Genomic DNA, 25,655 nt, shown 5'->3' on the forward strand with positions numbered 1-25,655 from the left:
GAGAGGGAACTGAGATGAACACGGGATTCCATCCCTCGCTCTTTCAGATCAACACGCGCGTCTGGCTTACCGAGCTGTCCCAAGGGCTCGGCCGGCCGGCCGCGCTTGATGACATTCCCGACACTGAGCTGGAGCGCCTTGCCGAGATGGGGTTCGACTGGATCTGGCTGCTAAGCGTCTGGCAGACCGGTCCAGCGGCACAAAGTGTATCTCGCACCAACCTAGACTGGCGCCACCAGTTTGAGGAGACATTGCCCGACCTGCGCGAGACAGACATCGCAGGATCGGGCTTCGCCATAGCCGATTACACCGTGCACTCCAGTCTGGGTGGCGATGCTGCGCTGGCGCGCCTGCGCGAACGGCTCAAGCAGCGTGGCCTGCGGCTGCTGCTAGACTTCGTGCCAAATCACATGGCGCCGGATCACCCGTGGCTCGAACAACATCCCGACTATTTCGTCCACGGCAGCGACGCCGATTTCGCAAAGGCACCGCAGAACTATTGCCGCGTGCGAACGTCGAAAGGGCCGCTGGTGCTAGCCTACGGCCGCGACCCGTATTTCGACGGCTGGCCCGACACGCTGCAGCTCAACTACGGCAATCCGAACTTGCAGCACGCGATGATCGGCGAGCTGTTGCGCATCGCCAAGCAGTGCGACGGGGTCCGCTGCGACATGGCGATGCTGGTGTTGCCGGAGGTATTCGAACGGACGTGGCACATCCACGCCGAGCCGTTCTGGCCGCAAGCGACGCAACGCGTCCGCAAACAATTCCCGGGGTTTACCTTCATGGCCGAGGTGTACTGGGACATGGAATGGACGCTGCAGCAGCAGGGCTTCGACTACGCCTACGACAAGCGGCTTTACGATCGCCTGCGGGAGCGCCACGCGCGGCCGGTGCGCGAGCATCTGTACGCGGGGCTCGACTACCAGCAGAAGCTTGCTCGGTTTTTGGAGAACCACGACGAGCCCCGGGTCGCTGCGACCTTCACGCCCGAGATGCACCAAGCCGCGGCGATTGTGACCTTCCTTTCGCCTGGACTGCGGTTCTTTCATCAGGGCCAGTTCGAGGGGCGGAAGAAGCGCATCTCGCCGCATTTGATCCGTGCGCCATTGGAGCCGGTGAGTGAGGCCTGCCAGCAGTTCTACGAAGACCTTCTGGCAGTGCTCCGGGAGCCGATCGTCCGCGACGGCCAGTGGCGTCTGCTCGACTGCGTGCCGGCCTGGGAGGGCAACTGGACGTCGGATTGCTTCATCTCCTGGGCCTGGGAGAAGAATGACGGCCAGCGGCAGATGATCGTCGTCAACTATGCTCCAAACCAGAGCCAGTGTTTTGTCCAGCTCCCGTTCCCCGACCTGGCCGGTCGAGCGGTGCGGCTCAAGGATCTGATGGGTCTCGCCAGCTATGACCGCGACGGGAGCGCCCTCGTCTCAAGGGGGCTCTATCTCGATCTGCCGCCGTGGGGCTACCACGTGTTTCAAATCACCGCGCTGCCCTGAAGCGACAGGCACGGGGTGGCGACGGACAACATGCCAGCGACAGAGCCGCGCCATCAGTCCTCTTCGTCGAGAAGCTGGCTTCGTATCTGCCCCAGTTCTTTCTTTCGCGCTTCACTGACCACAGGCATCTGCAGATCGATCCTCTCGAAGGCCCCGGAGATCACCTCCGAAACCGCCAGCCGGGCAAACCATTTGTTGTCGGCCGGAATGACGAACCAGGGAGCCCACTCCGTGCTGGTGTTTTCCAGCATATCCTCGAACGCCTTTTGGTAGTCGTCCCAGTGTTTTCGCTCTGCATAATCCGCCGGTGAAAACTTCCAGTTCTTTTCTGGCTCGTCTATCCGCGCCAGGAAGCGATTCTTCTGCTCCTTCTTGGAGACATTGAGAAAAAACTTCAAAACGATTGTGCCGTTTTGCCGAAGATATTTTTCAAAATTGTTTATTTCCTTGAACCGGCGTTGCCAGATATCTCCTTTGCGAGCGCGCGCCGGAAGCTTTTGCTTTTCAAGCAGTTCCGGGTGAACCCTGACAACCAGAACATCCTCGTAGTAGGATCGGTTGAAAATGCCGATCATGCCGCGCCCTGGCAGCGCCTTTGATGCGCGCCAAAGATAGCCATAATCTAGATCCTCCGCCGACGGCGCCTTAAAGCTTGTGACCTGGCAGCCCTGCGGATTGATCCCGGACATGACATGGCGGATCGCGCCATCCTTGCCCGCCGCGTCCATGGCCTGAAAAATGATCAATAGGGCGTAGTTATCCTGGGCATAGAGAACTTCCTGCATCGCAGACAGGCGGTCGACGTTTGCCGCCACTTTTTCGAGCGCCCCGGCCTTGTCGTCATAGCCGCCGGTAAAATCCGGGTCGAAATCCTTAAGCGAAACCGACTTTCCGGGCTCCACGGCAATGTCGCGGAAACGAAAGCGTACGCGGCCGCTGTCCCCCACAGGGATCTCACGCTTCTGGTCAAAATCCACATCCAGTTTCATCTTGTCCTCTGCCATGACATGCTCCCATTTTGGTAACCGAAGTCGACATCCTTGTTGTGTCAGCATTCACGCATTCGTGCAGCGGCGTGGACATTCCGCAATTTCCTGTTGCAAGTGCCAGCCGGCGTTGCTCCGAGGAATCACCGGCCCTCGCTGTCGGCCCGAACTGCGCCTGATGGAGCCGGCTCGGTCGACGGCGATACGCCAAACACCGCATAGGCTAACAAGGGACAAGTGTCGCCTAGAGCCCGTAAATTCCAGGTGTCCCCGACGCTGCGGCATGGGCGATGCCGACCGGCACCAGCATGGTGGTCAGCACGATCCCTGCAACAAAATCATGGAAAAGCCAGGCAGCCTTGTATTGACGAAGAAATTGAAACCCCGGCAGCCAGCGCGCCAATTGGTTTTGGGTTGCGTCAGCCACTTACCTTTTTCACCCCCCATCATTGTTGTCGACCTCGCCTTTTCGGCTACATCTGGCAGGTTCACCTCCTCGTAATATGCAAGAATATATCATATTTCGCCGGCCAACGCATTTGACCCACCGCTGTCCCAGATGCGGGCAAGCCGCCGCGCTTCTTGCGCGTTTCTGCGTCCATGTTGATGTCTAGAGCACTTGCATCGACACCTCCGATTCCGCTTGGCTCCAAGGAGACGAAGTCCGTCGACATCTTCTGGAAGTTTAAGCGGCAATCCTCGGTAACTCGCCTTTGCCGCGATCCAATTGGAAGCCAGTTGTTAGCCGGGCGGGCTCGTCCGCCATGCTTGCAGCAGGACGAAAGCGACAGCAAGCAGCGTCGGTCCAATAAACAGACCAAGGAAGCCAAAGGCGATAAAGCCACCAAAGACGCCCAGGATCGTCAGAGGCATAGGCATTCGAATGCCGCGACCGATCAGCCATGGTTTGAGAACGTTGTCGACCATACTGACCAAAACTCCCCATGCGACCATGAAGCTCCCCCATCCGACCTGGCCCTGTCCGAACAGCCACCACGCCGCACCACCCCAGATCAGCACCAGGAGGGGGGCTCCGATCTGGCTGATGGAGAGCAGTAGGCCGACGAAGCCGAGCGTGGTCGCACCAGGCACACCTGCGAGTGCCAGGCCGAGCACCAGTAGCGCTGCCTGCGCGAGAGCTGTGCCGATCACGCCATAGGAGACGCTGCGAACCGCGCCGGCCGCTGCAAGAAGGCTGGCATGCGCCGTTGCCCCGCCCAGCCGGACGACGATGCTATCCAGTTCTTCAACCAGCTTGCTCCCGTTGATACAAAACATGGTTGCCACGATCAGCGCCAGGATCATCTGGACGACGCTGTCGCCAAGCGCACGCGCCGCCGTGATTAGCCACCGCTGCAAAATCTCGGATTGGGGTGCAAGTGCAGTGGCGACGTCACCCTTCGCTTCTAGTAGACCATCCCATGCAGAAGCAAGTTTGCCACCGATCAGGGGGACGTTCTCGATCCAGCCGGGACGTTGTGGTGTTGCCGCGAAGTAGTTCTCGACGCTCTCCGTGAACGCCTTCAGTTCGTCGGTGAGGACCGGAGCCATGATCAGTGCCGGCAACACGATCACCAGAAGCGAAAGCAGGAGAAGCAGCGCTGCAGTCAGGCGAGGCCCGACACCTCGGCCGATCATCCATTGGCGCAAGGGCCAGGCGGCAATCGCCAACGTCGCCCCGAAAAGGATGGCGGCGGCAAAGGGCTTCAATATCGCGAGCACGCCGACAAGCAGGACCACGACCATCAGCAAAGTGATGCTGCGCTCAATCAGGCCGGCTGTGCCAAGCCCGAGTTGACGGTGGGTGCCGCCGGCAGGAGTCGTATCATCGGGCATCTTGGTCTCCCGTCAGAGAAACCGTCGAAGGCATGGGATCACCCATCGTCGCGGCTCCCGCGCGGATCCTGCCAATGCACTTGACCAGATCGCGACGGTCCAGGGACGATTCCGCCAGCGACAGCGCTGCGTGTGCCGGCATCAGGGTTCGCAAAAGCGCGCTACGGGATGAGATCGCAGTAACGGGATTTTCCACAGAAGAGCGACCCTACCGTTGGCTCAGGAGGTACACACTATACCAAGGTTGCCCCGAAGCATCCAGATATGATCGCTGGTGCCGGCGAGCGGCCGACCCTACGCTAGGATCGGCAAACTATAACGCGCCAGCAATAGCAGCCGCCCCTCCGATGCGCCCCGCTTCGACGTCATTGCTGGCCTGACGGCTGCAACCGTGGTGCTGCCCAAGGCGATGGCCTACGCGACGGTCGCGGGGTTGCCTGTGGCGGTTGGGCTCTACACTGCGTTAGTCCCCGCTATCGTATATGGCCTGCTCGGATCTTCGCGGGTACTGAGCGTTACCTCGACAACAACGCTCGCCGCGGCAGAAGGCTGGGCCGGCGTAGTGGTTCCCGGACGAGCGTGCGGCCACTCAGGTAAAGATCCAGCGGGCGGTGGAGGGCTTCTCCGTCATCGCGATTGGCTACTACCTCCTCGGAATTTTGAAGGTCGTGCTCGTGTCGATTCCGATTGTAGTTGGGGCCGTCGCGCTACTGATCGTGCGTGTCAAGCATGCTCTGCGAAGTGAACGTTGATTGATTAGAAACCGAAGCCCGGGCCGCTGGAGCCCGCAATGAAATCATGGGTCGAAGGTTCTGGTCCCTTCAAGACCGGCCAACGCGCTTGCGGCCCAAAATCATAACGCCGTACTCTAAATTTAGTCGTCCAACTCCTGGCAACGAGATTGGCGTTAGCGCCGGATGCTGCCCAGATTCTTTCGGTCATCAAAACTTCGTCTGACCCCATCGTCATACTCATCATGCTACGAATTCAAACACCGATTTCGGCACGGGCCGTCATCGCTAGCTGCATTCCAATGTGTCGAGATGTTGATGGATCTGGAGAAGATAAAAACCTTGATCGATTTCGTGGGGCGGTCGAATGTCACCGAACTGTCCGTCACGGAAAAAGACACGACTGTTCGCATCTTCCGCGTACGTGATCAACTGAGTGCGGAGGAAGGCACTGCTTCCCCGGCGTCAACACTGACGTCGCTCGCATCTGCAACCGCTGGCGTGGCTTTCGAGACCGTGACTGCTCCTGTTTTCGGCATCCTGCATCGCACTCCCGCTCCCGGTGAGCCGCCATTCGTTCAAATCGGCGACGTGGTCGAGGAGGGGCAGACCCTTTTCATCATCGAAGCCATGAAGGTCTTCAATCGCGTTGCAGCGCCGCGCGCGGGGCGTATCGCCGCGCTTACGGATGTCGACGGCGCCGAGGTCGAAGTAGGTGACATGCTTGCGGAGATTGCCGAATGAGCGTTTGCCTCGTCGTCGAGAAAGCCAATGCGAGCTTTGATACCGTGCTCATCGCCAACCGCGGCGAGATTGCGGTCAGAATCCAGAAAGCTTGTCATTCGCTCGGACTCAAGACCGTGATGATTTGCTCCGAGGCGGACAGGTCTGCGAAGTATGGCGAAGCGGCGGAACACTTCCTGTGTGTCGGGCCTTCTGCAGCGGCCAAGAGCTACCTGAACCAGGACGCGATCCTTCTTGCCGCGCGATTGACCGGTGCTGGTGCCATTCATCCCGGATATGGCTTTCTGTCGGAAAAGTCCTCGTTCGCGGAAGCGATCGATGGCGCAGGCCTTGTCTTCGTCGGACCACCCGCCTCCGCGATCGCCACCATGGGCGACAAGATCGCTGCAAAGCGCGCGATGATATCGGCTGGGGTCCCGTGCGTTCCCGGTCCGGACACTGCACTTCCCGATGACCGTGAACTGGTCGAGCGCACCGCGCGTGAGATCGGATACCCTGTAATAATCAAGGCCTCAGGCGGTGGCGGCGGACGTGGAATGCGCGTCGTATCCGGGCCGGAACAGCTTCATGAAGCGATCGCGCTGACGCGCGAGGAAGCCCGCCAGGCGTTCGGTTCAGCCGAACTCTACATGGAAAAGTTCCTGCAGCATCCACGCCATATCGAGATACAGGTCGTCTGCGACAACCACGGCAACGCGGTGTGGCTCGGCCATCGCGACTGCTCAATGCAGCGCCGGCATCAGAAAGTGGTTGAAGAAGCGCCCGCTCCGGGGATTGCGGCCGATACGATCGGCCCAGTAGGTCAAGCCTGTGTCGAAGCCTGTCGGCAGATCGGTTATCGCGGCGTCGGAACCTTCGAGTTTCTTTACGAAGACGGGCGGTTCTATTTCATCGAGATGAACACCCGACTTCAGGTAGAACACCCGGTCACCGAAATGACGAGCGGAGTCGATATCGTCAAGGAGCAGATCGGTGTCGCCCAGGGCCGTCCCTTAGCCTTTCGCCAGGCCGAGATCGTATGCAACGGTCATTCGATCGAGTGCCGTATCAACGCTGAAGATCCCGACAGCTTCCTGCCATCGGCCGGCACCATCAACGATCTGAGCTTCCTAGAAGGTCCAGGCGTTCGCGTAGACACGCATATCCATGCAGGATACCGGGTATCGCCCTACTACGATTCGCTCATTGCCAAGCTTATAGTCCACGCGGAGAGCCGGCCTGCTGCAATCGCCCGGATGCGCGATGCCCTGGCAGCGACGCGCATCGGCGGAATTTCTACGAACCTACCGTTCCTGCGCGCGCTTCTTGATGACGAGGAGTTTGGCCGGGGCGAGACCGACATCCATTACCTCGAGCACTGGCTCAAGCAGAGGAGGCCGGCATGAGTGCCATCGGTCTTTCGGATCCGGTGACGATCGCTGCTCTATCCGACGCGCTCACGAGGGCCGGCGTCGAAGGTCTCGAGATCACCACGCGGGACGGCCATGTCAGGATCGTCGTTTCGACGAACAAGGATATCGAAGTTTCCCACTTGAAGGTTGCGCCGGGCAACTCCGCCGACAACGCGGTCATCAAGGCGCCGATCGCTGGTCATTTTCGACCGGTTGCGGTCGAAAATGACGAGGACGCGCGCGAGATATCGCAGGGTGAAATCCTCGGTTTCATGGCAATCGGCCCGATCCTGGTTCCCTTGGTGGCAACACACTCCGGCCTGCTTCGGCGGCAGCTTATCGCGCCTGAGACCTTGACAGGTTTCGGAACCCCCCTGTTCGAGATCCAGAAAACGCCATGACGATCCAGCCAGCCAACAACCCGCCCCGTTGCGATACTCCATCCAACCTTCGCGAGGGCGCTCGCATTTCGTTTATTGGTGCCCGATCCTTCTTGCTTGAGGCTCCCGGTGATTTCGACTTGCCGGCACAACGACTTATTTGGGCGGTGGCGCGCTTGGTCGGGGAATGGGATGACGTTGGAGAGGTCATTCCGGGCATGACCAATCTGCTCGCAATCCTCAAGGAAACGCCGGAGGACCCCGGATTCTTTGTCGAGCGCTTCCAGGCTGCCTGGTGGGAGGCCCGTAGTGTCGATCTCAACGGCAAAACCATCGAGATCCCCGTGGTCTACGGTGGCGAATATGCCACGGACCTTGCGGCCATCTGTGATCATTCGGGCCTGAGCGACCGCGAAGTCGTCAAACTCCATCATGAAGCAACATACCGGGTCTTCGCGCTCGGAAGCGCACCCGGCTTTGGCTACCTGCATGGCCTCAATCCAGGCATCTATATGCCGCGCAAGAAGGTGCCGTCGCTGCGCATGGAAAAAGGATCCGTCACAATCGGGGGAATGCAGACCGGCGTTGCTATGCTGACCGGCCCCAACGGCTGGAACTCGATCGGCCACGCCGACCAGAAGATGTTCGATCCGACATCAGCCACCCCCGCGCTCATGGCACCCGGCGATGTCGTACGCTTTCTCCCGGAAAGGATCGAGTTGTGATCGAGATTGTCCAAACCGGCCCGCTCAACACTGTCCAGGACTTGGGCCGTCCCGGCTATCGTGCGATCGGCGTCTCGGCCAGCGGTGCGATGGATCCGCTCGCGGTCCGGGTCGGAAATGTCCTTCTTGGCAACGCGCAGGACGCGGCCGCGATCGAACTTCAAACCTTTCCATTCAAGGTGCGTTTCGCCGCGATCGCCGAGTTTGCGGTCACAGGCGCTGATGGCGCCAATTTGTTGAATGATCGCGACGTGATGTCTTGGTGTGTCCACCGAGCGGTACCGGGCGATGTCCTGGAAATTCGCCAGCCGCGTCGCATGGCCCGTGTCTATATCACCGTTGCCGGCGGCGTGGACGTACCGGTCGTCATGGGATCACGAAGCACGACGTTGCGTGGTGGTTTTGGTGGCAGCCATGGACGCCCGTTTGCTGCGGGCGACGCACTTGCGATCGCGCCGGTTGAAAGCCAGGTGCAGTACCGCCCGGTCGCCGTAGTTGAGCCTGCTGCCGCTCTACAGGGCATCTTCCCCTCCTCGATCGATGATGTTCTGCACGTCCGTGCAATTCCAGCAGGCGAGCACGACCTCTTTGCGTCCGATGCGGACCGGTTCTGGAGCCAGCTCTGGCGGATCTCACCGCAGAGCGACCGGACCGGCTATCGACTGTCGGGTGAGCCGATCAAACCGGAGGCACCGGTGGAAATGCGCTCTCATGGCGTCGTGCCTGGCGTTGTTCAGGTGCCTCCAGGTGGCGAGCCGATCATTCAGATGAGCGATGCGAATACCGCAGGCGGATATCCGAAAATCGCCGGCGTGATCGAAAGCGATCTTTGGCGTCTCGGCCAAGCGCGTATCGGGACAAAGATCCGATTCGTGCGGTCCACTCACGCTGAAGCTAGGGCCGCGGAACAAGCTGTCGACCGCTATGTCGAGGACGTGTGCCGAACGGCAACAATGGTCAAGCGCGCGCTCGGCGTGATCGCCTGAGGGCGTCTCGGACCTGAATGGAGGACACGGTGAAGATCGATCTGAATTCGGACATGGGTGAGGGATTTGGCCCCTATCGTCTTTGCGACGACGAGGCCATGATGCGTGTCGTGTCTTCCGCGAATATCGCCTGCGGCTTCCATGGGGGAGACCCGGAGACGATGGCGCGTATGGTTCGTCTGGCCAAGGAAAACGGCGTTGGGATCGGTGCCCATCCCGGTTTGCCGGACAGGGTAGGCTTCGGCCGCCGTGAGATCGCCTTTCAACCTGATGAACTGCGCCAGCAGATGATCTATCAGTTGGGCGCTCTTCAAGCGATCGCCAAGGCCGAGGGCATGACCGTCGGCCACTTTTCCTTCCATGCGGCGATGGGAAACATGGTCAATCGCGACTCCAGGCTTGCGGATATGATGGTGGACGCGATCGCCAAAGTGGATGAGCGGTTGGTGATCTTCGTCACTCCGGACAGCGAGATAGAAAGAGCCGCCAAACGTGCGCGCCTGAGGACGTTGTCCCTTTTCCTTGCCGATCGTGCCTATGATGCCAGTGGCAAGCTTGTTGCTCGCGGGCTCCCCGGAGCCCTCGTCAAGGACGAAGCTTCGGTACGCACTCGCGTGCGCCGTTTCTTGCTCGACGGTACTGTCGAGGCGATCGACGGGACCGTAATCAACATGCCGGCACGGTCCATCCTCGTCCACAGCGACACGCCTGGCTCGCTCGAGCTCGCAAAACTCATCCGAAATGAAATCAAGCAAGCCGGAGCCGAGCTCGCATCGGTTTTTGAGCTCGCGTCCTGACTATCCACCAGCCCCGTCACACATTTTCCCGAAAGTGAAAGATCGGACCATGCCCTCCGTAGCCGACCGCCTGAAGAACGTTTCCATCTCCGCATCCGCCGCCATGACCCAGCGCGCCCGTGAACTCGCTGCCAAGGGAATAAAGGTGGTAAGCCTGTCCTCCGGCGAGCCGGATTTTCCGACGCCAGTTCATGCGATCGAGGCCGCTCATGCAGCAGCCCTCGGCGGAGACACAAAATACCCTCCGATGGATGGGACGTTGGCGCTGAAAACGGCGATATCGCGGAAATTCAAGCGCGATAACAATCTTGATTATGACGCCAGCCAGATCATCGTTTCCGGTGGCGGCAAGCAGGTCATCTTCAATGCGATGCTCGCCACCTGCAACCCGGGCGATGAGGTCGTCATCCCGACCCCGTCCTGGGTAAGCTACGCCGATATCGTCAAGTTTGCGGGCGGCACGCCGGTGCCGGTGCCCTGCTTCGAGCAATCCGGTTTCAAGCTTCGCGCCGAAGATCTTGAGGCCGCGATCACGCCGCGCACCAAGTGGCTGCTCCTCAACTTCCCCAACAATCCGACGGGCGCAGCGTGCTCGCGCGCGGAGATGGCCGCGATCGCAGACGTCATGCTGCGCCATCCGGACATCTGGATTCTCACAGACGATATCTACGAACACCTCGTCTATGACGATTTCGAATTCTGCACCATCGCCGAGGTGGAGCCGCGGCTTCACGACAGGGTGCTGACGATGAACGGCGTATCAAAGGCCTACGCGATGACCGGATGGCGGCTTGGCTTCTGCGCCAGCGGCTCCAAGGAATTGATTGGCGCCATCAGCAACGTCAACGGCCAAAATAGCGGCGGCATTTCCACGGTCACACAGGCCGCGGCCATTGCTGCCTTGAACGGCTCCCAGGATCTGCTCAAGGAGCGTGCCTCGATTTACCGGGAACGTCGCGACTTCGTCGTCGATACGCTCTCAAAGATCGACGGTCTTCGCTGCCATAAGCCGGAAGGCGCCTTCTACGTTTATCCCAACATGGCATCGCTGATCGGAAAGAGAACCAAAGGGGGACGCAAGATCGAGAGTGATGTCGATTTCGTCATGGCTCTGGTCGATGAGCACCATGTCGCCACTGTCCAGGGTGCGGCCTATGGGATGAGCCCCTATTTCCGTATCTCCTACGCGACGAGCATTGAGATGCTTCGAGAGGGCTGCGCCAGGATTGCGCAATTCTGCGACGACATGCGCTGATCCGACAAGCAGCGGAGTCCGCCTTCGCGGGCTCCTAATCCTTGAGGCGCTCCGTCAGTTCGACAAGGATATCGCGAACCGCAAGGGCGGGCTCCGACAGTGCATTCTGGTCGGAGGTACATAGGGACAATGTTTCCTCGATCCTTGGGGAAACAATCCGGCAAACCAGTGGCTCGCTCGATTCGGTGACGATACGGTCGGCAATCGCTTTCGGCATGATCGTCGCCCCCAGGCCGCTTGAAACCGCGCGTGCCAACGTCCTTACGACTTCAACCTCGGCGACCACCTTGAGATTGATCTTACTGCGCGTAAATGCGGTCTCGATGGCGCGCCGCACGAAGTTGTAGGACGGCGGCAGCAGGAGCGGGATTCCGTCCAGGGCGCTGACCGGAACCGGCTTCGTATCCGCATCGATCGAAAAGTCGTGCGGGGCGACGAGATAAAACTCCTCACTGAGGATTGGCTCGAAGCGAACACCCTTGATTGGGCCGATGCCGTGAATGAGCGCCATCTCAAGTCGGCCGTTCATGATCATCTGGCTGTAGGTTTGCCCGACACTTTCGGTCAGATGCAACAGGATGCCGGGATGGCGTCTGCGGGTCTCTGCAAGAAGTTCGACCGAAAGCATAGCCGCGCTGCTGAACGGAACCAGCCCGACCGAGACCCGACCCGCTAGCGAATTTCCGGCCGCGGAAGCGTCCGCCTGGGCCTGCTCCATCTGGCGCAGAATAATCTGCGCGTGCCGGTAAACGGCGTGGCCGGCGTCGGTCATGCTGACGCCCTGCTGGCTGCGAATGAGCAGCTTCTGGCCAAAATGGTCTTCGAGCGCGGCCAATTGTTGGCTGAGCGCCGGTTGAGCAAGATGCAGTATGTCGGCGGCGCGCGTAATGCTGCCACTGTCGACGATGACGATAAAGGATTTGAGGCGCTTGATATCCATCTGGGGCAGGGCGTTCCGATGCTTTTTGGCGTTTATTCTTACTGCTGCGGGCGGGTTTTGCAACGCATGCAGCCTGCCGTACCTCCCGAGTTCGGGCCCGCAGTAGGCCGAATCCGAGGCGCTGGATAGCGGCGTCCGGTCCATAAGACTTGCTTATTAGGTCAGAAATAATCGGTCTTAGGCAAGGGTTAAAAGCTCCGCTAAGGTCCGAGCCAACAAAAAGGGAACCAAGATGCCTTTCTCAGATTACAAGACAGCATTGGTAACAGGGGCCTCATCCGGCATCGGTGCAGCCGTGGTGGAACGGCTCCGCCGCGAGGACATCGAGGTCCATGCCGTCGCTCGCAGTGAGAAGGCTTTGAACGAACTTGCTGCCCGAACCGGATGCATCGCGCATGCCATCGATGTTACCGACCGCCAGGCTATGGCCAGCCTTTCAGCGCGCATCGACTTCGACATCCTCGTCAACAATGCCGGCGTCGATCGGCCGAAGAAGTTCCTCGAGGCGGATGAAGCCGATATCGACCTGCTTGTCGACGTCAATCTTCGCGCCGTCCTGCATATCTGCCGTCTGGTCGTTCCGGGCATGGTTGCCCGCGATCGTGGCCATGTCATCAACATCTCCTCGATTGCCGGAAACTATAATTTCGGGGGCAATTCGACCTATCATGCTGTCAAGGCTGGGGTTGCCATGCTGTCGAACCAGCTCCGCATTGATGCCTTCGGCAAGCGCGTCCGCGTGACAGAAGTCTGCCCCGGTCGCGTCGCCACAGATATTTTCAACCACGTGCACGGCGACGATCCGAGCGTTCGCCAACGCTTCATCGACGGCTTCGAATTGCCGCAAGCGAGCGATATCGCCGACGCGATCGCTTTTGCAATCGCTGCTCCAGTTGCCGTCAACATCGGCCATATGGAGATCACGCCGACCCTTCAAGTCATGGGTGGCTTGCAGACAGCAAAGCCCCAATCGCCCGCTAGTGAGAAGGCCGGCGAGAGGACAAAGCCGTGAACGGGTTCGATCTCTCGGCGATACTTTCCAACCCGGAATATCGTTCCCTGCTTCTGCATGGCGTCGAGATGACCTTCATCATCTATATCGGCTCGTGGACGTTGGCGATGACGCTGGCGATCCTGCTTCTGGGACTTAGGATTTCACCACTTCGTTTCGCGGATCCAATCGTCAAGGCCTATGTATCCTACCATCGGAATGTCCCAACGCTTGTACAGTTGATGCTCTGGTATTTCGGCATCTACACTCTCATGCCGGATGGCGTTACGGGCTGGCTCGCAGATCACAACGCTGAAGCTATTTTCGCAATAATCGGACTCGGGCTCTGTCAGGCAGCCTACTTCAGCGAAGACCTTCGCTCCGGGCTTCGTGCCGTGAGCCCAGGCCAGATGGAAGCCGCGAAGGCGCTAGGTCATGGCTACGTTTCCGCGATGCGTTTCGTCATCATGCCGCAGGGTATTCGCAACGCGCTTCCGCCGCTCATCAATCATTCCGTCTCCCTCTTCAAGAACAGCAGTCTGGCGATCGTCGTCGGCGCTTCGGAGCTGACCCACGCGATCAAGGAGATCGACAACGTTAGTTTCCGGACGTTCGAGATCTATCTCGTCGGCACGCTGATCTACCTGTTTTTCTCACTCATCATCATGGGTGCCGGTGCCGTCATCTCGATGCGCGCGGATCCCGCTCTGAGGGCCGGCCGATGATCCAGGATATCGTCAACATCCTCAAGGACTACTGGCTGCTCCTGTTGATCGGTCAATATCCGAACGGCCCGCTTGGTGGCCTGGCGAATACGCTCGTTCTGTCCGTTCTTGCGATCGCTCTTGCATTTCCGCTGAGCATTCTGTTGGCGCTTGCTCGCCTCTCGAAGTTCCGAATCCTGCGGTGGCCGGTTACAGGCCTCGTTTATGTGACGCGCGGCGTGCCGTTGCTGATGCTTATCCTGTGGTGCTACTTCGTCGTGCCGCTATGGACAGGCGCTGACGTGCCGAGCTTCTGGATCATGCTCGTGACGCTCGTGATCTACGAAGGCGCCTTTCTGAGCGAGGTTGTGCGGGCAGGGATCGTTTCGCTCGGACAAGGACAAATGGATGCCGCTCGCGCTCTTGGCCACAGCTACCTGGGGGCAATGCGCTACGTCATTCTTCCGCAGGCTCTCTACAACATGATCCCCAGCATGATCTCGACCTTCGTCTCCACGATCAAGGACACGACGCTCGGCTATGTCATCAACGTTCCAGATCTGACCTTCGCCGCAAGCCAGGTCAATAACCAGCTCCTGACGCAGCCATTCCAGGTCTTCCTGGTGCTTGCACTGGTTTACTACGTGCTGTGCTGGACGCTCACTTTCGTTGCCAACACCGTCGAAAAGCGCATTACGCGCCGCCGCGCCGGGCCCGTCAACGTCCGCCTCCCGGCCGAAAGCCTGCCCCTCAAGACACTCACGGAGCAACTATGACCGCGCCACAGTCAAAGCCGCAGGATGGGCAGGCCATTCGCCTCGCAGCCGTAAGCAAAAGCTACGGAGACTACCAGGTGCTCAAGAACATCGATGCCGAGGTCAAGCGCGGCGAGGTGGTCGTGATTTGCGGGCCATCGGGCTCGGGGAAGTCGACCCTGATCCGCACCGTCAATCGCCTTGAGGAGATCAACAGCGGCGCGATTGAGTTCGAAGGCCAGAACATTCACGCGAAGATGCGTGCCTCCGAGCTGAACAAATTGCGCAGCCGGATCGGCTTCGTCTTTCAGAGCTTCAATCTTTTCCCGCATCTCTCGGTCCTCGAGAATGTGTCGATGTCTCCAATCAAGATAAAGGGCGTACCTGCGAATGTTGCGCGGGAAAAGGCAATCAAGCTTCTCGACCGAGTTGGTCTTGCTGATAAGGCAAATTCCTTTCCTGCACAGCTTTCCGGCGGACAGCAGCAACGTGTGGCAATCGCGCGAGCGCTTGCCATGGAGCCGCCGGTCATGCTTTTCGATGAGCCGACAAGCGCGCTCGACCCCGAAATGGTTGGCGAAGTTCTGGCGGTCATGAAGAGCCTTGCGGCCGAGGGCATGACGATGCTCTGCGTCACGCACGAGATGAATTTCGCGCGCGATGTCGCGGACCGCATCTGGTTTATCGACGCTGGTGAAATCCTCGAGACCGCGACGCCGGATGAATTCTTCAAGAATCCCCGTCACCCACGCGCGCAGCGCTTTCTCTCGGATCTGCGGCACTGACGGGCAAAGCTTCATAACAACGGAGAACAGCAATGAACTGGAAATGCATTACTGCCGGACTGATGTTTGCCGGCGCCGCGGCGCTCCCTGCCAAGGCCGATCAGCTTGATACGATCCTTGCCAACAAGACGCTGCGTTGCGCAACCTACGCTGACGTTCCTCCCTTTTCGTCCCCCGATGTGAAGACCCGCGAAATGGTCGGCTTCGACGTCGATCTTTGCAAAGCAGTTGCTCGCGAACTCGGTGTTGCCGCCGAGATCAAGCCGATCTCGGTCGAAGCTCGCGTATCAGAGGTGAAGCTCGGCCGCGTCGATATCACGGTCGCAAACTTAGCCTATACGCAGAGCCGCGCCGAGCAGATTCAGTATAGCGATCCATACTACATGGCCAAGGAAATGCTGATGGTCCCTGCCGACGACAAGGGCAAGACCAAGGCGGACTATCAGGGCCAGCGTCTGGCCTCCAGCAAGGGATCAACCTCCGAACTGTCGATCAAGCTCAACAAGTCCGAACCGTTGACATTCCAGGATACGGGCTCGGCGTACCTCGCCCTGCAGCAAGGCAAGGCGCGCGGCATGGTCGCAAACACCATGACCATCACCAAGCTTGTCAACGAATCCCAGGTGCGCGGCAAGAAGATGCGCATGATCGAAGGCCCTATGCTCTATCAGCCGATCGGCATCGGCATGCAAAAGGACCAACCGGCACTGACCGCAAAGGTAAACGAGATCCTGCACAAGCTCGACAACTCGGGTGAGATCAACAAGATCTGGGATACCTGGCTCGGGCCGAACACCGAATACAAAATGACCCGCACCGACAAGGTCGTGCCGCTGTCTGAACTGAAGTTCGACCCGATCCCCTGAACGGCGTGCGCGCAACGTCGTAGATATCAATTGGTTCGAGATCGCGAGGCGGCGGGGATCCCTGCCGCTTCAACTTTCTACGCGGGTTGCCGACCCTCAAATGGCGCTATGCCGGCTCACGAGGCGACGCACGACCAGTTTCCCTGTTCACCGAGATCGCGCACGACTTCGACCAGGATATTCCTGACCTCTATCACGGCCTTGGTCTGGGGATGATCGACAGGGCTATCCAGAACCAGCCGTCGCGTAAATCCCTTGCCTGCCAGTGGAAGTACAGACAAGGCGCCCTTCTGAAAATCTTCGAAGATTGCTCCGCGGCCAAGAACGGTGAAGCCGAAGCCTGCGCCGATGGCAGCCTTGGTGCTCGCAAGGCCCTCGATTTCGCGCACGATGTTGATCGCCTTTCCGAGAATGAGCGCCTCACGCTCGAGGAGGATCCGGATACCGTGGCGGCGCGTCGGCAAAATCAGAGGAAGCTCCAGCGCCTGGCTGATTGAGATTGACGATCCGTCTTGGGTGAAATGCCCGGCCGGGCCGACGGCGTAGAGCATCTCGTCGAATAGCGGCGATGCCGTGGGGCGAGCGACTTCGCCAAGATTGACCGCGAGATCATGCGCCTTCGTCTCGATCGCAGCTCGCAGGGTCTGGCTGTCTCCCTCGCTGATCATCAGCCGGATCTTGGGAAAGCGTTCCTCGCAAATCTTGAGGATGGGGACGGCGACAAGAGGGGCTATGGATGCGAGCACGCCGAGCGAAACGTCTCCCGTGGGGTTTTTCGCTTGCTCCTTCGTCGCCGCCTCGGCCTGCTCGAGCGCCTTGAGAATAGCCTGAGTGTGCGTCAGGAGCGTGGTACCGGCTTCCGTTACGACGACGCCTCGGGGCGTACGGGTCAATAGCTGTACGGAAAGCTGTTCTTCAAGCGAGCGCATGTGGAGGCTGAGCGCTGGCTGAGCAACGCCAAGCTCGTGCGCGGCTCGCGTGAACGAACCAAACTCCGCGATCTTGGCGAAGTAGCGCAGTTTCAGGAGATCGAGTGCCACGCCTGCTTGATGCCCCCATAACGGATTTTTATAACCGTCATCTTCAATATATATTTGTGAGAATAGCGCAACCCACTTAAACGGATAGTCAGCGAGAGGACGCTCAGTAGGAGGACATCATGAGCTTCAAGACACTGCTTGCCGCATCCGTTATCGGACTCGCGGCCTTGACCCATTCCGTTTCCGCAAGCCAGCTGGACGACGTCAAAAAAGCCGGAAAGATCACTTGCGGTGTTCTGACGAACTCCCCACCGCTCGGCTTCCAGGATCCTAAGAGCCGCGAGCCGGCGGGTTACGAGATCGATATCTGCCGGCAGTTTGCCCAGTCGCTCGGCGTGACGGCCGAGCTGGTGCCGGTCTCGCCGCAAACCCGCATGGCAGAGCTGGTCCAGGGCCGTGTCGACGTGCTCGCCTCCTTGCTGAGCTACAGCAAGGAACGTGCCGAGCAGGTCGATTTCAGCGGCGCCTACATCGCCGAAGATTTCAACTTCGTTGTACTTGACCAGTCCGACATCAAGAAGGTCGACGACCTCTCCGGCCAGCGCATCGGCCTCGTGAAGGGATCGGTTCTCATTCCGCTCACCGAAAAGCGGCTGCCGGACGCTCGAATCCTGTCTTTCGAGACGAGTGCCGCCTCGTTCCTGGCTCTCCAGCAGGGCAAGGTGAAGGCGACGGTCTACCGCTACTCCGAGGGCAAGGCTGTCGAGCGTAATGCCGGCGATGGAATCAAGGCGCTCCGTTTCCTGGATGAACCGCTTCTGTCGATGCCCTCGGGCTTTGCCTTCCGCAAGGGTTCCCCGGAGCTTGTAAAGGCGGCCAACGATTTTCTTGCGCAGCTCGAAACGTCCGGCGAGGGCCAGAAGCTTTACGACAAGTGGCTCGGCAAGGACTCGGACCTGAAGTCTACGCGCAAATTCGAATTCGGTAAGCCGCAGGAAACCTGGTTTACCAACTGATCTGACTAGGGCCTAATTGCATGGGTTACCAACTCGACTTCGGCAAGGTCCTGCAGGGCCAGTATCTCGACATGATCTTGCAGGGCCTGGAGACAACGATGATCCTATTCGTTGTCTCCTGGGTCTTCGGACTGCTCCTGGCGATCATCCTGACCGTTATTCGGGCGACCGAGTTCAAGCCAACCAACTTTCTGGTTGCCGCCTTTGTCGAGTACCACCGCAATGTGCCGATCCTGATCCAGCTTTTCGTGTGGTATTTCGGTTTTGCCGTTATCCTTCCCGACTCGGTCAATGATTTCCTAAACGATATCGGTGCCGAGATGGGCTATGCGATCGTGGCCCTTGCTCTCAACAAGGCTGCCTATATGTCGGAAGACTTTCGTAGCGGGCTGCGCTCGATACACCCGGCGCAGATGGAGGCGGCGAGGTCAATCGGACTCCCCTATCTCGGCGCCATGAGATGGGTGATTCTGCCGCAGGCGTGGAGGCTCGCCCTGCCGGCACTTCTCGGCCAGACGCTGATCCTGTTCAAGGCGACCAGCCTCGGCGCTGCCATTGGCGTCGCGGAACTCTCCTATCAGGCGCGATATGTGGAGGAGCAGTCGTTCCGGATATTCGAAGCCTACGGGATCACCACTGCGATCTACATGGCTATTTCATTTGCGATCATGTGGGCCTCGTCCCGGCTCGAAAAGCGCTTCCAGTTGCGGGTCAAGTAATGGTGGAAATTCTCCGGGAATATGGGTTGATGCTGCTTATTGGCGAGTATCCGCACGGCAAACTTGGTGGCCTTGCGCTCACCCTTATCATCTCTTTCGTCAGCCTCTTTGCCACATTCCCGTGCAGCGTCCTCGTTGCGTTGGCGCGCACGGGAAACGTGGTCTGGCTTCAGAAGCTCGCCGCGGGCTTCGTGCATTCAGTGCGGGCGATCCCACTGCTGATGTTGATCTTCTGGGCTTATTTCGCGCTGCCGATGCTGATCGGCTTCCCAATCGACGCGACGGTAACACTCGTTGTGGCGATCGTGATCTATCAGACCGCCTATCTCGGCGAGATCGTGGCCGCAGGAATCAAGGGCCTGCCGAAAGGGCAGGCTGAAGCAGCCAAGGCATTGGGCCTTGGATACATCCCGACGACGTTCAGGGTCGTGTTGCCCCAGGCGCTCTTCAACGTGATCCCGGGCATCATCAATCAGCTGACGACGATCATCAAGGAAAGCTCGCTCGGGTCAATCATCGCCGTTTCGGAACTCTCCTACGTGATGCTGCAAGTCAATTCGAACGAAGTAACCAAACCGCTGCAGATCTTTGGCATCCTGGCCGCGACCTACTTCATCTTGTGCTTCTGCCTTTCGCAGGCGACTAACTGGCTCGAACGCCGGATCGCCAAGAGGCGGACGGGGCGCTTCTTCGTGGAGGCGCTGGCATGATTGAGTTCAGCAACGTCTCGAAGTGGTTCGGCGCACTCCGGGTGCTGACGTCGGTATCGGCGACCGTGCCGAAAGGTAGTACCATCGTGCTGTGCGGACCATCCGGTTCTGGCAAGTCCACGCTCGCGCGGACCGTCAATCGGCTGGAGCCGATCCAGGAAGGCACAATCACCGTAGATGGCGCTGACATTCATGCCGCCGGCGTCGATGTCAACAAGCTGCGAACCGGTATCGGCTTCGTCTTCCAGCAGTTCAATCTTTTCCCGCATCTGAGCGTGCTCGAAAACGTCATGCTCCCGCTGCAGCGCATACGCGGTCAGTCGCGAAAGCAAGCGGAGCCGACTGCCATGGACATGCTCAAGCGGGTAGGCCTCGCAGAACGGGCAAAATCACTTCCGGCAGACATCTCCGGCGGTCAGTCGCAGCGGGTCGCGATCGCGCGATCGCTTGTGCTTACTCCCGGCGTTCTCGTTCTTGATGAACCGACCAGCGCGCTTGACCCGGAGATGGTCGGCGAAGTTCTCAAGCTACTCCGGAAGCTGTCGGAGGAAGGGATGACGATGATGTGCGTCACCCATGAAATGGGTTTTGCCCGCGAAGTGTCGGATCGGATCTGGTTCCTGAAGAAGGGCGAACTCAAGTTCAACGGCGAACCAGACGCCTTTTTTTCCGAAGACGCACCGAGCGAGGTTCGCTCGTTCCTCTCTGCCGTCAACCGTACCCGCTAGAACGCCTTCTCGGATAACGCCAATGTCAGACACCACACCTGCAGTCGATATCGTCAATCTTCAGAAGTGGTACGGCGATTTCCGCGTGCTGCGCGACATCAATCTGAAAGTGATGCGTGGCGAGCGCATCGTCATCGCCGGCCCGTCGGGTTCCGGCAAGTCGACGATGATCCGCTGCATCAACCGTCTGGAAGAACACCAGAAGGGCCAGATCATCGTCGATGGCGTCGAACTCATCAACGACCTCAAGAAGATCGACGAAGTGCGCCGCGAAGTCGGCATGGTCTTCCAGCACTTCAACCTCTTCCCGCACCTGACGATCCTGGAAAACTGCACGCTGGCGCCGATCTGGGTGCGCACGATGCCGAAGAAGCAGGCGGAAGAAGTCGCCATGCACTTCCTGAAGCGCGTCAAGATCCCGGAACAGGCCAACAAGTATCCGGGCCAGCTCTCGGGCGGTCAGCAGCAGCGCGTGGCGATCGCCCGCTCGCTCTGCATGAACCCGAAGATCATGCTCTTCGATGAACCGACCTCGGCGCTCGACCCAGAAATGATCAAGGAAGTTCTGGAGACCATGGTCGGGCTTGCGGAAGAAGGCATGACGATGCTCTGCGTGACGCACGAAATGGGCTTTGCGCGCCAGGTCGCCAACCGCGTCATCTTCATGGACCAGGGGCAGATCGTCGAGCAGAATTCGCCGGCCGAGTTCTTCGACAATCCGCAGCACGAGCGCACACAGCTGTTCCTCAGCCAGATCATTCACTAGGCTCTGCCCTCTCTGTTGGATTTCGCCGGATGTCAGACCCGCGCCAACGAGATATCGAGCATGCGTTCGTATATCGAGAAATTATAGCTGGCATCGAGAACATATATTTGTGCGATGGATCTGCGCCTTGATAAAACGCTGGCAGCATCGGGTAGGCGAGGATCGCGTGCCCGCCAAGGAGGAAAAGATGATCAAGCTGAACCAGAAGATCGAGCGCCCATCCAAGGACGAGATCGCCGCCATTGCCAAATTCTCGCCGGCTACAATCCACGAAGCACAGGGTCGCAAGGGTGCGCTTTCATCGCGCATAAAGCCGGTTGATCACGGCATGAAGCTTTGCGGCCCCGCATTTACCGTCAAGTGCGCGCCGCGTGACAACATCATGCTTCAGGTCGCAATCAACTACGCCCAGCCCGGCGATATCATCGTGGTTTCCGCCGGTGAATATGAGGAAGCCGGATCCTTCGGCGATGTGCTGGCAAACGCCTGCCTCGCTAAGGGAATTGGCGGTCTCGTCACTGACACCGGCGTACGCGACACGGTTCAGCTCCGCGAGCTTGGCTTCCCGGTCTTCTCCTTGAGCGTTTGCATCAAGGGGACAGTGAAAGAAACGCTTGGAGCAACCAACGAACCGATCACCATTGGGGATGAAATCATCAATCCAGGTGACATCATCGTCGGTGATGCTGACGGCCTCGTTGTCGTCAGGAAGAATGAGGCACTGGATGTCGCCAAGCTGTCGCAGGCACGCGAGGACGCCGAAGCCGGCTACATTGCCGCCTACAAGGCTGGAAAGTCAGTCGTGGAGGTGTCCAATCTCGAGGCCGTGCTGAAGGCCAAGGGCCTGGTCGTGGATGCCTGAGCCCTCGTGGTGGTGTGGAGCAAGAAATGACCTATCCGCTCTTCGATCTTTCCGGGAAGAGGGTCCTTGTAACAGGCTCTTCACAGGGCATAGGGCTGGCATTGGCGAGGGGACTCGCCGAGCACGGCGCGACCCTTGTCCTGAACGGGAGAGATAAGGAAAAGCTGGCTGCGGCCGCGAGCGATCTCGGCAATTCGGGACATCAAGTCGTAACCGCTGACTTCGATGTCACCGACCCCACAGCTGTTGAACAAGGCGTTGAGAAAATCGAGCGTGATATCGGGGCGATCGACGTCCTCGTGAACAATGCCGGCATGCAGTTTCGCACGCCACTCGAGGACTTTCCGGCTGACCGCTGGGAGCAGTTGCTGCGGACGAATATCTCCAGCGTGTTCTATGTCGGCCAAGCTGTTGCACGCTACATGATCAAGCGCGGCGGCGGAAAGATCATCAATATTGCCTCCGTCCAGAGCGAACTCGCTCGTCCCGGAATTGCGCCCTACACGGCGACGAAAGGTGCAGTGAAGAACCTGACGCGTGGGATGTGTGCCGACTGGGCCAAATATGGTCTTCAGGTCAACGCAATCGCACCGGGGTACTTCAAGACACCGCTCAATCAGGCGCTCGTCGACAATGCCGAGTTTTCTGCCTGGCTTGAAAAGCGCACGCCGGCCGCCCGTTGGGGCAATGTCGATGAGCTCGTCGGCGCCGCTGTTTTCCTTTCAAGCAAGGCTTCCTCCTTTGTGAACGGACACACGCTTTATGTCGACGGCGGCATCACAACTTGTCTCTAGTGCAAAGCTCGGCCCCCTCGTCGTGATGGGGGTGTCGGGATGCGGCAAGACCTCGGTCGGCAAATTGCTTGCCTCCCAGCTCGGCTATCACTTCATCGAAGGCGATAGCCGGCACCCTCTAGCAAACGTCGAAAAGATGAGGGCCGGCATCGCCCTTGACGATGGCGACCGCTGGCCGTGGCTCGAGAACCTCGGGGACGAACTGAAAGCCAGCACGGAAACGGTCATCTCATGTTCGGCGCTCAAGCGCTCTTATCGCGATCTCTTGAGGCTGCGGGCTGCCGGACCTGTGACCTTTGTCTTCCTTCAGGGATCGCGCGCAACGCTGGCGGAACGACTGGCTGCCCGCAAGGGACACTACATGCCGCTTTCGCTTCTCGACAGCCAGTTGCAGACACTGGAACTGCCGGGCGCCGAACGCGACGTCATCACCATTGAAATTGATCAGCCGGTCGAGCGGATCGCCTCGACCGCTATCGCACACGCTGCAACGATGACCTATCGGCGTGGCGATATAACAATCTGACGGAGGAAGCCATGTCCAAGCCCGAAATCCTACTCGCTGGCCCTTATCCGCAATGGGATATGGTCGATCTTGAGGACCGCTATGTGGTTCACAAGCTCTACGAGGCTACCGATCGCGAGGCATTCGTCAAAGAGGTGGGTGGGAATATCCGCGCCATCGCCACGCGCGGTGAACTCGGCGCCTCCGCGGAGCTGATGCGGAGCCTTCCGAAGCTCGAAGTTGTTTCGGTGTATGGCGTCGGCACGGACGCGGTCAATCTTGCTCATGCGCGTGACCATGGCATTCGTGTCACCAACACGCCCGATGTGTTGACGGATGACGTTGCGGACATCGCGCTCGGACTGCTGCTGGCTACCGCGCGCCATATGCCGCAAGCGGATGTCTTCGTACGATCCGGGCAGTGGGGAAAGACGGTGATGCCGCTCGTCACCCGTGTCACCGGCAAGCGTCTGGGAGTTATTGGTATGGGGCGCATCGGCCAGGCGATCGCCAGCCGGGCTGCCGCGTTCAACTGCGACATTCGCTACTTCTCGCGCAACCCGCAGCCGCAGGTATCTTACCAGCACGAACCCGACCTTATTGCATTGGCCAGTTGGGCGGAGTTCCTCGTCGTCATTGTTCCGGGCGGGGATGCCACGAAGAACATCATCAACGGGACAGTGCTCGAAGCGCTGGGACCAGAGGGTATTCTCATCAACGTGTCGCGCGGATCGACTGTCGATGAAGACGCGCTCATAACGGCCCTCCAAAATCGGACGATCAAGGCCGCCGGCCTGGATGTCTTTTATAACGAGCCTAAGATCGATCCACGCTTCGTGGAACTCGACAATGTCGTGCTGCAGCCGCATCACGGGTCGGGTACCGTTGAAACCCGCAAGGCCATGGGCCAGCTCGTGCGTGACAATCTTGCCGCGCATTTCGCCGGCCAATCTCTGCCGACGCCCGTTTTGTGAGGACAAGGTGATGAAAGCAGTCGTCATTCACGCAGCAAAGGATCTCCGGGTCGAGGAGTTCGAGGTCGAGGCGCTTGGGCCTGGACAGGTAGAGGTCGCCATCGAGGCCGGCGGCATTTGCGGTTCCGACCTCCACTATTACAATCACGGCGGCTTCGGGACGGTCCGTGTCCGGGAGCCAATGATCCTCGGGCACGAGGTGGCAGGAACGATCAAGGCTTTGGGCGCGGGGGTCTCGACATTTGCCGTCGGCGATCGGGTCGCCGTATCACCCAGTCGCCCGTGCAACACCTGTGAATATTGCCTGCGTGGCGAGCAGAACCACTGCCTGAACATGCGGTTCTACGGCTCCGCCATGCCGATGCCGCACATCCAGGGTGCATTCCGCCAGCGGCTGGTTGCCGAAGCCTGGCAGTGTCACAAGGTTGCCGATGGCGTCTCGATCAACGAAGCCGCCATGGCCGAGCCCTTCGCTGTGACACTCCACGCCGTCAACCGCGCCGGCCCACTCATCGGCAAGCGCGTTCTCGTCTCGGGCTGCGGCCCGATCGGGGCGCTGGCGATCATCGCGGCACGTGCTCACGGTGCCCGTGAAGTCGTCGCTACCGACGTTATGGACGCAGTCCTGCACAAGGCTTCGGAAATTGGTGCAGATCGCGTCATCAACGTTGCCAATCATCCGGAAGAACTCTCGGCTTACTCAGCGAACAAGGGATACTTCGACGTCCAGTTCGAGGCGTCGGGCAATGAGCGGGCAGTCCGTTCCGGCCTTGAGGTCCTTCGTCCGCGTTCCACGCTTGTCCAGCTTGGCCTGGGCGGGGATGTTTCAATCCCGCAGAACATGGTGGTCGCCAAGGAAATCGAGATGAAGGGGACATTCCGGTTCCATGAGGAGTTTGGTCTGGCCGTCGTTCTGATCAACCAGCGTCGAGTCGATCTGAAGCCGCTTCTAACAGGCACATATCCGATAGAGGACGCCGTCAGTGCATTCGAAGCTGCCGGTGACCGCACGAAATCGATGAAGGTTCAACTCGCGTTCTGACGCTGCACAGCATCAAGGTAGAGACGTTATGGAAAAGGCAGAAATCGGGCTTATCGGCCTTGCGGTCATGGGTTCCAACCTGGCGCTCAACATTGCGGAAAAAGGCAACAAGATTGCTGTCTTTAACCGTACACCTGAGAAAACGGATGAATTCTACGAAAGCGCCGGCGATCTGAAGAAGCAGATCATTC

At 59.2% G+C, this 25,655-nt stretch carries 29 protein-coding genes and 2 pseudogenes; 26 read left to right on the forward strand and 5 right to left on the reverse strand.

Going from position 1 to position 25,655, the window contains the following annotated elements; all coding sequences use genetic code 11:
• Positions 1–14: 14 nt before the first annotated feature.
• The gene (locus IB244_RS24900; protein WP_192306005.1) at positions 15–1,496 is read left to right on the forward strand and encodes an alpha-amylase family glycosyl hydrolase; all 1,482 of its coding nucleotides are present in this window, start codon (positions 15–17) and stop codon (positions 1,494–1,496) included.
• A gap of 53 nt (positions 1,497–1,549) precedes the next feature.
• Here the strand turns inward: IB244_RS24900 and IB244_RS24905 are convergent, their stop codons facing one another.
• From IB244_RS24905 to IB244_RS24915, 3 genes are all read right to left on the reverse strand, one after another.
• A complete protein-coding gene (locus IB244_RS24905; RefSeq protein WP_156932755.1) occupies positions 1,550–2,500 on the reverse strand; it encodes a polyphosphate kinase 2 family protein in 951 nt (316 codons plus the stop codon).
• Positions 2,501–2,726: 226 nt separating this feature from the next.
• Positions 2,727–2,909, reverse strand: coding sequence for a SulP family inorganic anion transporter (locus IB244_RS24910; RefSeq protein WP_192306067.1), 183 nt, complete (start codon positions 2,907–2,909; stop codon positions 2,727–2,729).
• A gap of 314 nt (positions 2,910–3,223) precedes the next feature.
• A complete protein-coding gene (locus IB244_RS24915) occupies positions 3,224–4,318 on the reverse strand; it encodes an AI-2E family transporter (protein ID WP_192306007.1) in 1,095 nt (364 codons plus the stop codon).
• A gap of 367 nt (positions 4,319–4,685) precedes the next feature.
• Between IB244_RS24915 and IB244_RS24920 the strand changes: the two are divergent.
• From IB244_RS24920 to IB244_RS24960, 9 genes and pseudogenes are all read left to right on the forward strand, one after another.
• Positions 4,686–4,889, forward strand: a pseudogene (locus tag IB244_RS24920) (SulP family inorganic anion transporter); the annotation flags it as partial.
• A 4-nt stretch (positions 4,890–4,893) separates the two neighbouring features.
• Positions 4,894–5,070 (forward strand): annotated as a pseudogene (locus IB244_RS24925) (DUF3422 family protein); the annotation flags it as partial.
• 297 nt (positions 5,071–5,367) lie between these two features.
• Complete coding sequence (locus IB244_RS24930; RefSeq protein ID WP_192306009.1) at positions 5,368–5,793, forward strand: acetyl-CoA carboxylase biotin carboxyl carrier protein; 426 nt, start codon at positions 5,368–5,370, stop codon at positions 5,791–5,793.
• The gene (locus IB244_RS24935; RefSeq protein ID WP_192306011.1) at positions 5,790–7,178 is read left to right on the forward strand and encodes an acetyl/propionyl/methylcrotonyl-CoA carboxylase subunit alpha; all 1,389 of its coding nucleotides are present in this window, start codon (positions 5,790–5,792) and stop codon (positions 7,176–7,178) included. The genes IB244_RS24930 and IB244_RS24935 overlap by 4 nt, the downstream gene beginning before the upstream one ends.
• Positions 7,175–7,585, forward strand: coding sequence for an acetyl-CoA carboxylase (locus IB244_RS24940; RefSeq protein WP_192306013.1), 411 nt, complete (start codon positions 7,175–7,177; stop codon positions 7,583–7,585). The genes IB244_RS24935 and IB244_RS24940 overlap by 4 nt, the downstream gene beginning before the upstream one ends.
• Positions 7,582–8,289 carry a 5-oxoprolinase subunit PxpB gene (gene pxpB, locus IB244_RS24945; RefSeq protein WP_192306015.1) on the forward strand — a complete coding sequence of 236 codons (708 nt, stop codon included), beginning with the start codon at positions 7,582–7,584 and terminating at the stop codon, positions 8,287–8,289. The genes IB244_RS24940 and pxpB overlap by 4 nt, the downstream gene beginning before the upstream one ends.
• The gene (locus IB244_RS24950) at positions 8,286–9,275 is read left to right on the forward strand and encodes a biotin-dependent carboxyltransferase family protein (RefSeq protein ID WP_192306017.1); all 990 of its coding nucleotides are present in this window, start codon (positions 8,286–8,288) and stop codon (positions 9,273–9,275) included. Before pxpB ends, IB244_RS24950 begins: the two co-directional genes overlap by 4 nt.
• A gap of 29 nt (positions 9,276–9,304) precedes the next feature.
• Positions 9,305–10,072 carry a 5-oxoprolinase subunit PxpA gene (locus tag IB244_RS24955; RefSeq protein WP_192306019.1) on the forward strand — a complete coding sequence of 256 codons (768 nt, stop codon included), beginning with the start codon at positions 9,305–9,307 and terminating at the stop codon, positions 10,070–10,072.
• Between the two features lie 49 nt (positions 10,073–10,121).
• Complete coding sequence (locus IB244_RS24960) at positions 10,122–11,327, forward strand: pyridoxal phosphate-dependent aminotransferase (protein ID WP_192306021.1); 1,206 nt, start codon at positions 10,122–10,124, stop codon at positions 11,325–11,327.
• 34 nt (positions 11,328–11,361) lie between these two features.
• On the opposite strand, the gene nac is transcribed toward IB244_RS24960, so the two are convergent.
• Positions 11,362–12,267, reverse strand: a complete 906-nt coding sequence (gene nac / locus IB244_RS24965) for a nitrogen assimilation transcriptional regulator NAC (protein ID WP_192306023.1) — start codon at positions 12,265–12,267, stop codon at positions 11,362–11,364.
• A gap of 232 nt (positions 12,268–12,499) precedes the next feature.
• Between nac and IB244_RS24970 the strand changes: the two genes are divergently transcribed.
• Genes IB244_RS24970 through IB244_RS24990 form a run of 5 tightly spaced genes read left to right on the forward strand, consistent with a single transcriptional unit; the run spans position 12,500 to position 16,368 of the window.
• A complete protein-coding gene (locus IB244_RS24970; protein WP_192306025.1) occupies positions 12,500–13,279 on the forward strand; it encodes an SDR family oxidoreductase in 780 nt (259 codons plus the stop codon).
• Complete coding sequence (locus IB244_RS24975; protein WP_192306027.1) at positions 13,276–13,983, forward strand: amino acid ABC transporter permease; 708 nt, start codon at positions 13,276–13,278, stop codon at positions 13,981–13,983. The genes IB244_RS24970 and IB244_RS24975 overlap by 4 nt, the downstream gene beginning before the upstream one ends.
• Positions 13,980–14,738, forward strand: a complete 759-nt coding sequence (locus tag IB244_RS24980; RefSeq protein ID WP_192306029.1) for an amino acid ABC transporter permease — start codon at positions 13,980–13,982, stop codon at positions 14,736–14,738. The genes IB244_RS24975 and IB244_RS24980 overlap by 4 nt, the downstream gene beginning before the upstream one ends.
• Complete coding sequence (locus IB244_RS24985) at positions 14,735–15,502, forward strand: amino acid ABC transporter ATP-binding protein (protein ID WP_192306031.1); 768 nt, start codon at positions 14,735–14,737, stop codon at positions 15,500–15,502. Before IB244_RS24980 ends, IB244_RS24985 begins: the two co-directional genes overlap by 4 nt.
• Before the next feature lie 32 nt (positions 15,503–15,534).
• Entirely contained in the window at positions 15,535–16,368 is an 834-nt protein-coding gene (locus tag IB244_RS24990) for an ABC transporter substrate-binding protein (protein ID WP_192306033.1), read from the forward strand.
• Between the two features lie 116 nt (positions 16,369–16,484).
• Here the strand turns inward: IB244_RS24990 and IB244_RS24995 are convergent, their stop codons facing one another.
• Positions 16,485–17,408 (reverse strand): LysR family transcriptional regulator, encoded by a 924-nt coding sequence (locus IB244_RS24995; RefSeq protein WP_192306035.1) that lies wholly within the window; start codon positions 17,406–17,408, stop codon positions 16,485–16,487.
• 119 nt (positions 17,409–17,527) lie between these two features.
• Here IB244_RS24995 and IB244_RS25000 point away from each other — a divergent pair, with 119 nt between their 5' ends.
• The 11 genes from IB244_RS25000 to IB244_RS25050 all read left to right on the forward strand — a co-directional run.
• Positions 17,528–18,364, forward strand: coding sequence for a transporter substrate-binding domain-containing protein (locus IB244_RS25000; RefSeq protein ID WP_192306037.1), 837 nt, complete (start codon positions 17,528–17,530; stop codon positions 18,362–18,364).
• Positions 18,365–18,384: 20 nt separating this feature from the next.
• The gene (locus tag IB244_RS25005) at positions 18,385–19,083 is read left to right on the forward strand and encodes an amino acid ABC transporter permease (RefSeq protein ID WP_192306039.1); all 699 of its coding nucleotides are present in this window, start codon (positions 18,385–18,387) and stop codon (positions 19,081–19,083) included.
• Positions 19,083–19,793, forward strand: coding sequence for an amino acid ABC transporter permease (locus IB244_RS25010; protein WP_192306041.1), 711 nt, complete (start codon positions 19,083–19,085; stop codon positions 19,791–19,793). Before IB244_RS25005 ends, IB244_RS25010 begins: the two co-directional genes overlap by 1 nt.
• Positions 19,790–20,521, forward strand: a complete 732-nt coding sequence (locus IB244_RS25015; protein ID WP_192306043.1) for an amino acid ABC transporter ATP-binding protein — start codon at positions 19,790–19,792, stop codon at positions 20,519–20,521. The genes IB244_RS25010 and IB244_RS25015 overlap by 4 nt, the downstream gene beginning before the upstream one ends.
• A gap of 22 nt (positions 20,522–20,543) precedes the next feature.
• A complete protein-coding gene (locus IB244_RS25020) occupies positions 20,544–21,287 on the forward strand; it encodes an amino acid ABC transporter ATP-binding protein (RefSeq protein ID WP_192306045.1) in 744 nt (247 codons plus the stop codon).
• Positions 21,288–21,474: 187 nt separating this feature from the next.
• A complete protein-coding gene (locus tag IB244_RS25025; RefSeq protein WP_192306047.1) occupies positions 21,475–22,149 on the forward strand; it encodes a 4-carboxy-4-hydroxy-2-oxoadipate aldolase/oxaloacetate decarboxylase in 675 nt (224 codons plus the stop codon).
• 26 nt (positions 22,150–22,175) lie between these two features.
• On the forward strand, positions 22,176–22,943 hold the full coding sequence (locus tag IB244_RS25030) for an SDR family oxidoreductase (protein ID WP_192306049.1): 768 nt from the start codon (positions 22,176–22,178) through the stop codon (positions 22,941–22,943).
• Complete coding sequence (locus IB244_RS25035) at positions 22,912–23,469, forward strand: gluconokinase (RefSeq protein WP_192306051.1); 558 nt, start codon at positions 22,912–22,914, stop codon at positions 23,467–23,469. Before IB244_RS25030 ends, IB244_RS25035 begins: the two co-directional genes overlap by 32 nt.
• A gap of 11 nt (positions 23,470–23,480) precedes the next feature.
• Entirely contained in the window at positions 23,481–24,422 is a 942-nt protein-coding gene (locus tag IB244_RS25040) for a 2-hydroxyacid dehydrogenase (protein ID WP_192306053.1), read from the forward strand.
• Between the two features lie 10 nt (positions 24,423–24,432).
• Complete coding sequence (locus IB244_RS25045) at positions 24,433–25,464, forward strand: L-idonate 5-dehydrogenase (RefSeq protein ID WP_192306055.1); 1,032 nt, start codon at positions 24,433–24,435, stop codon at positions 25,462–25,464.
• Positions 25,465–25,492: 28 nt separating this feature from the next.
• On the forward strand, positions 25,493–25,655 hold a 163-nt coding region (locus IB244_RS25050; protein ID WP_192306057.1), incomplete at its 3' end, for an NAD(P)-binding domain-containing protein.

The organism is Rhizobium sp. RHZ02, assembly GCF_014851575.1.
GTDB lineage: Bacteria > Pseudomonadota > Alphaproteobacteria > Rhizobiales > Rhizobiaceae > Rhizobium > Rhizobium altiplani.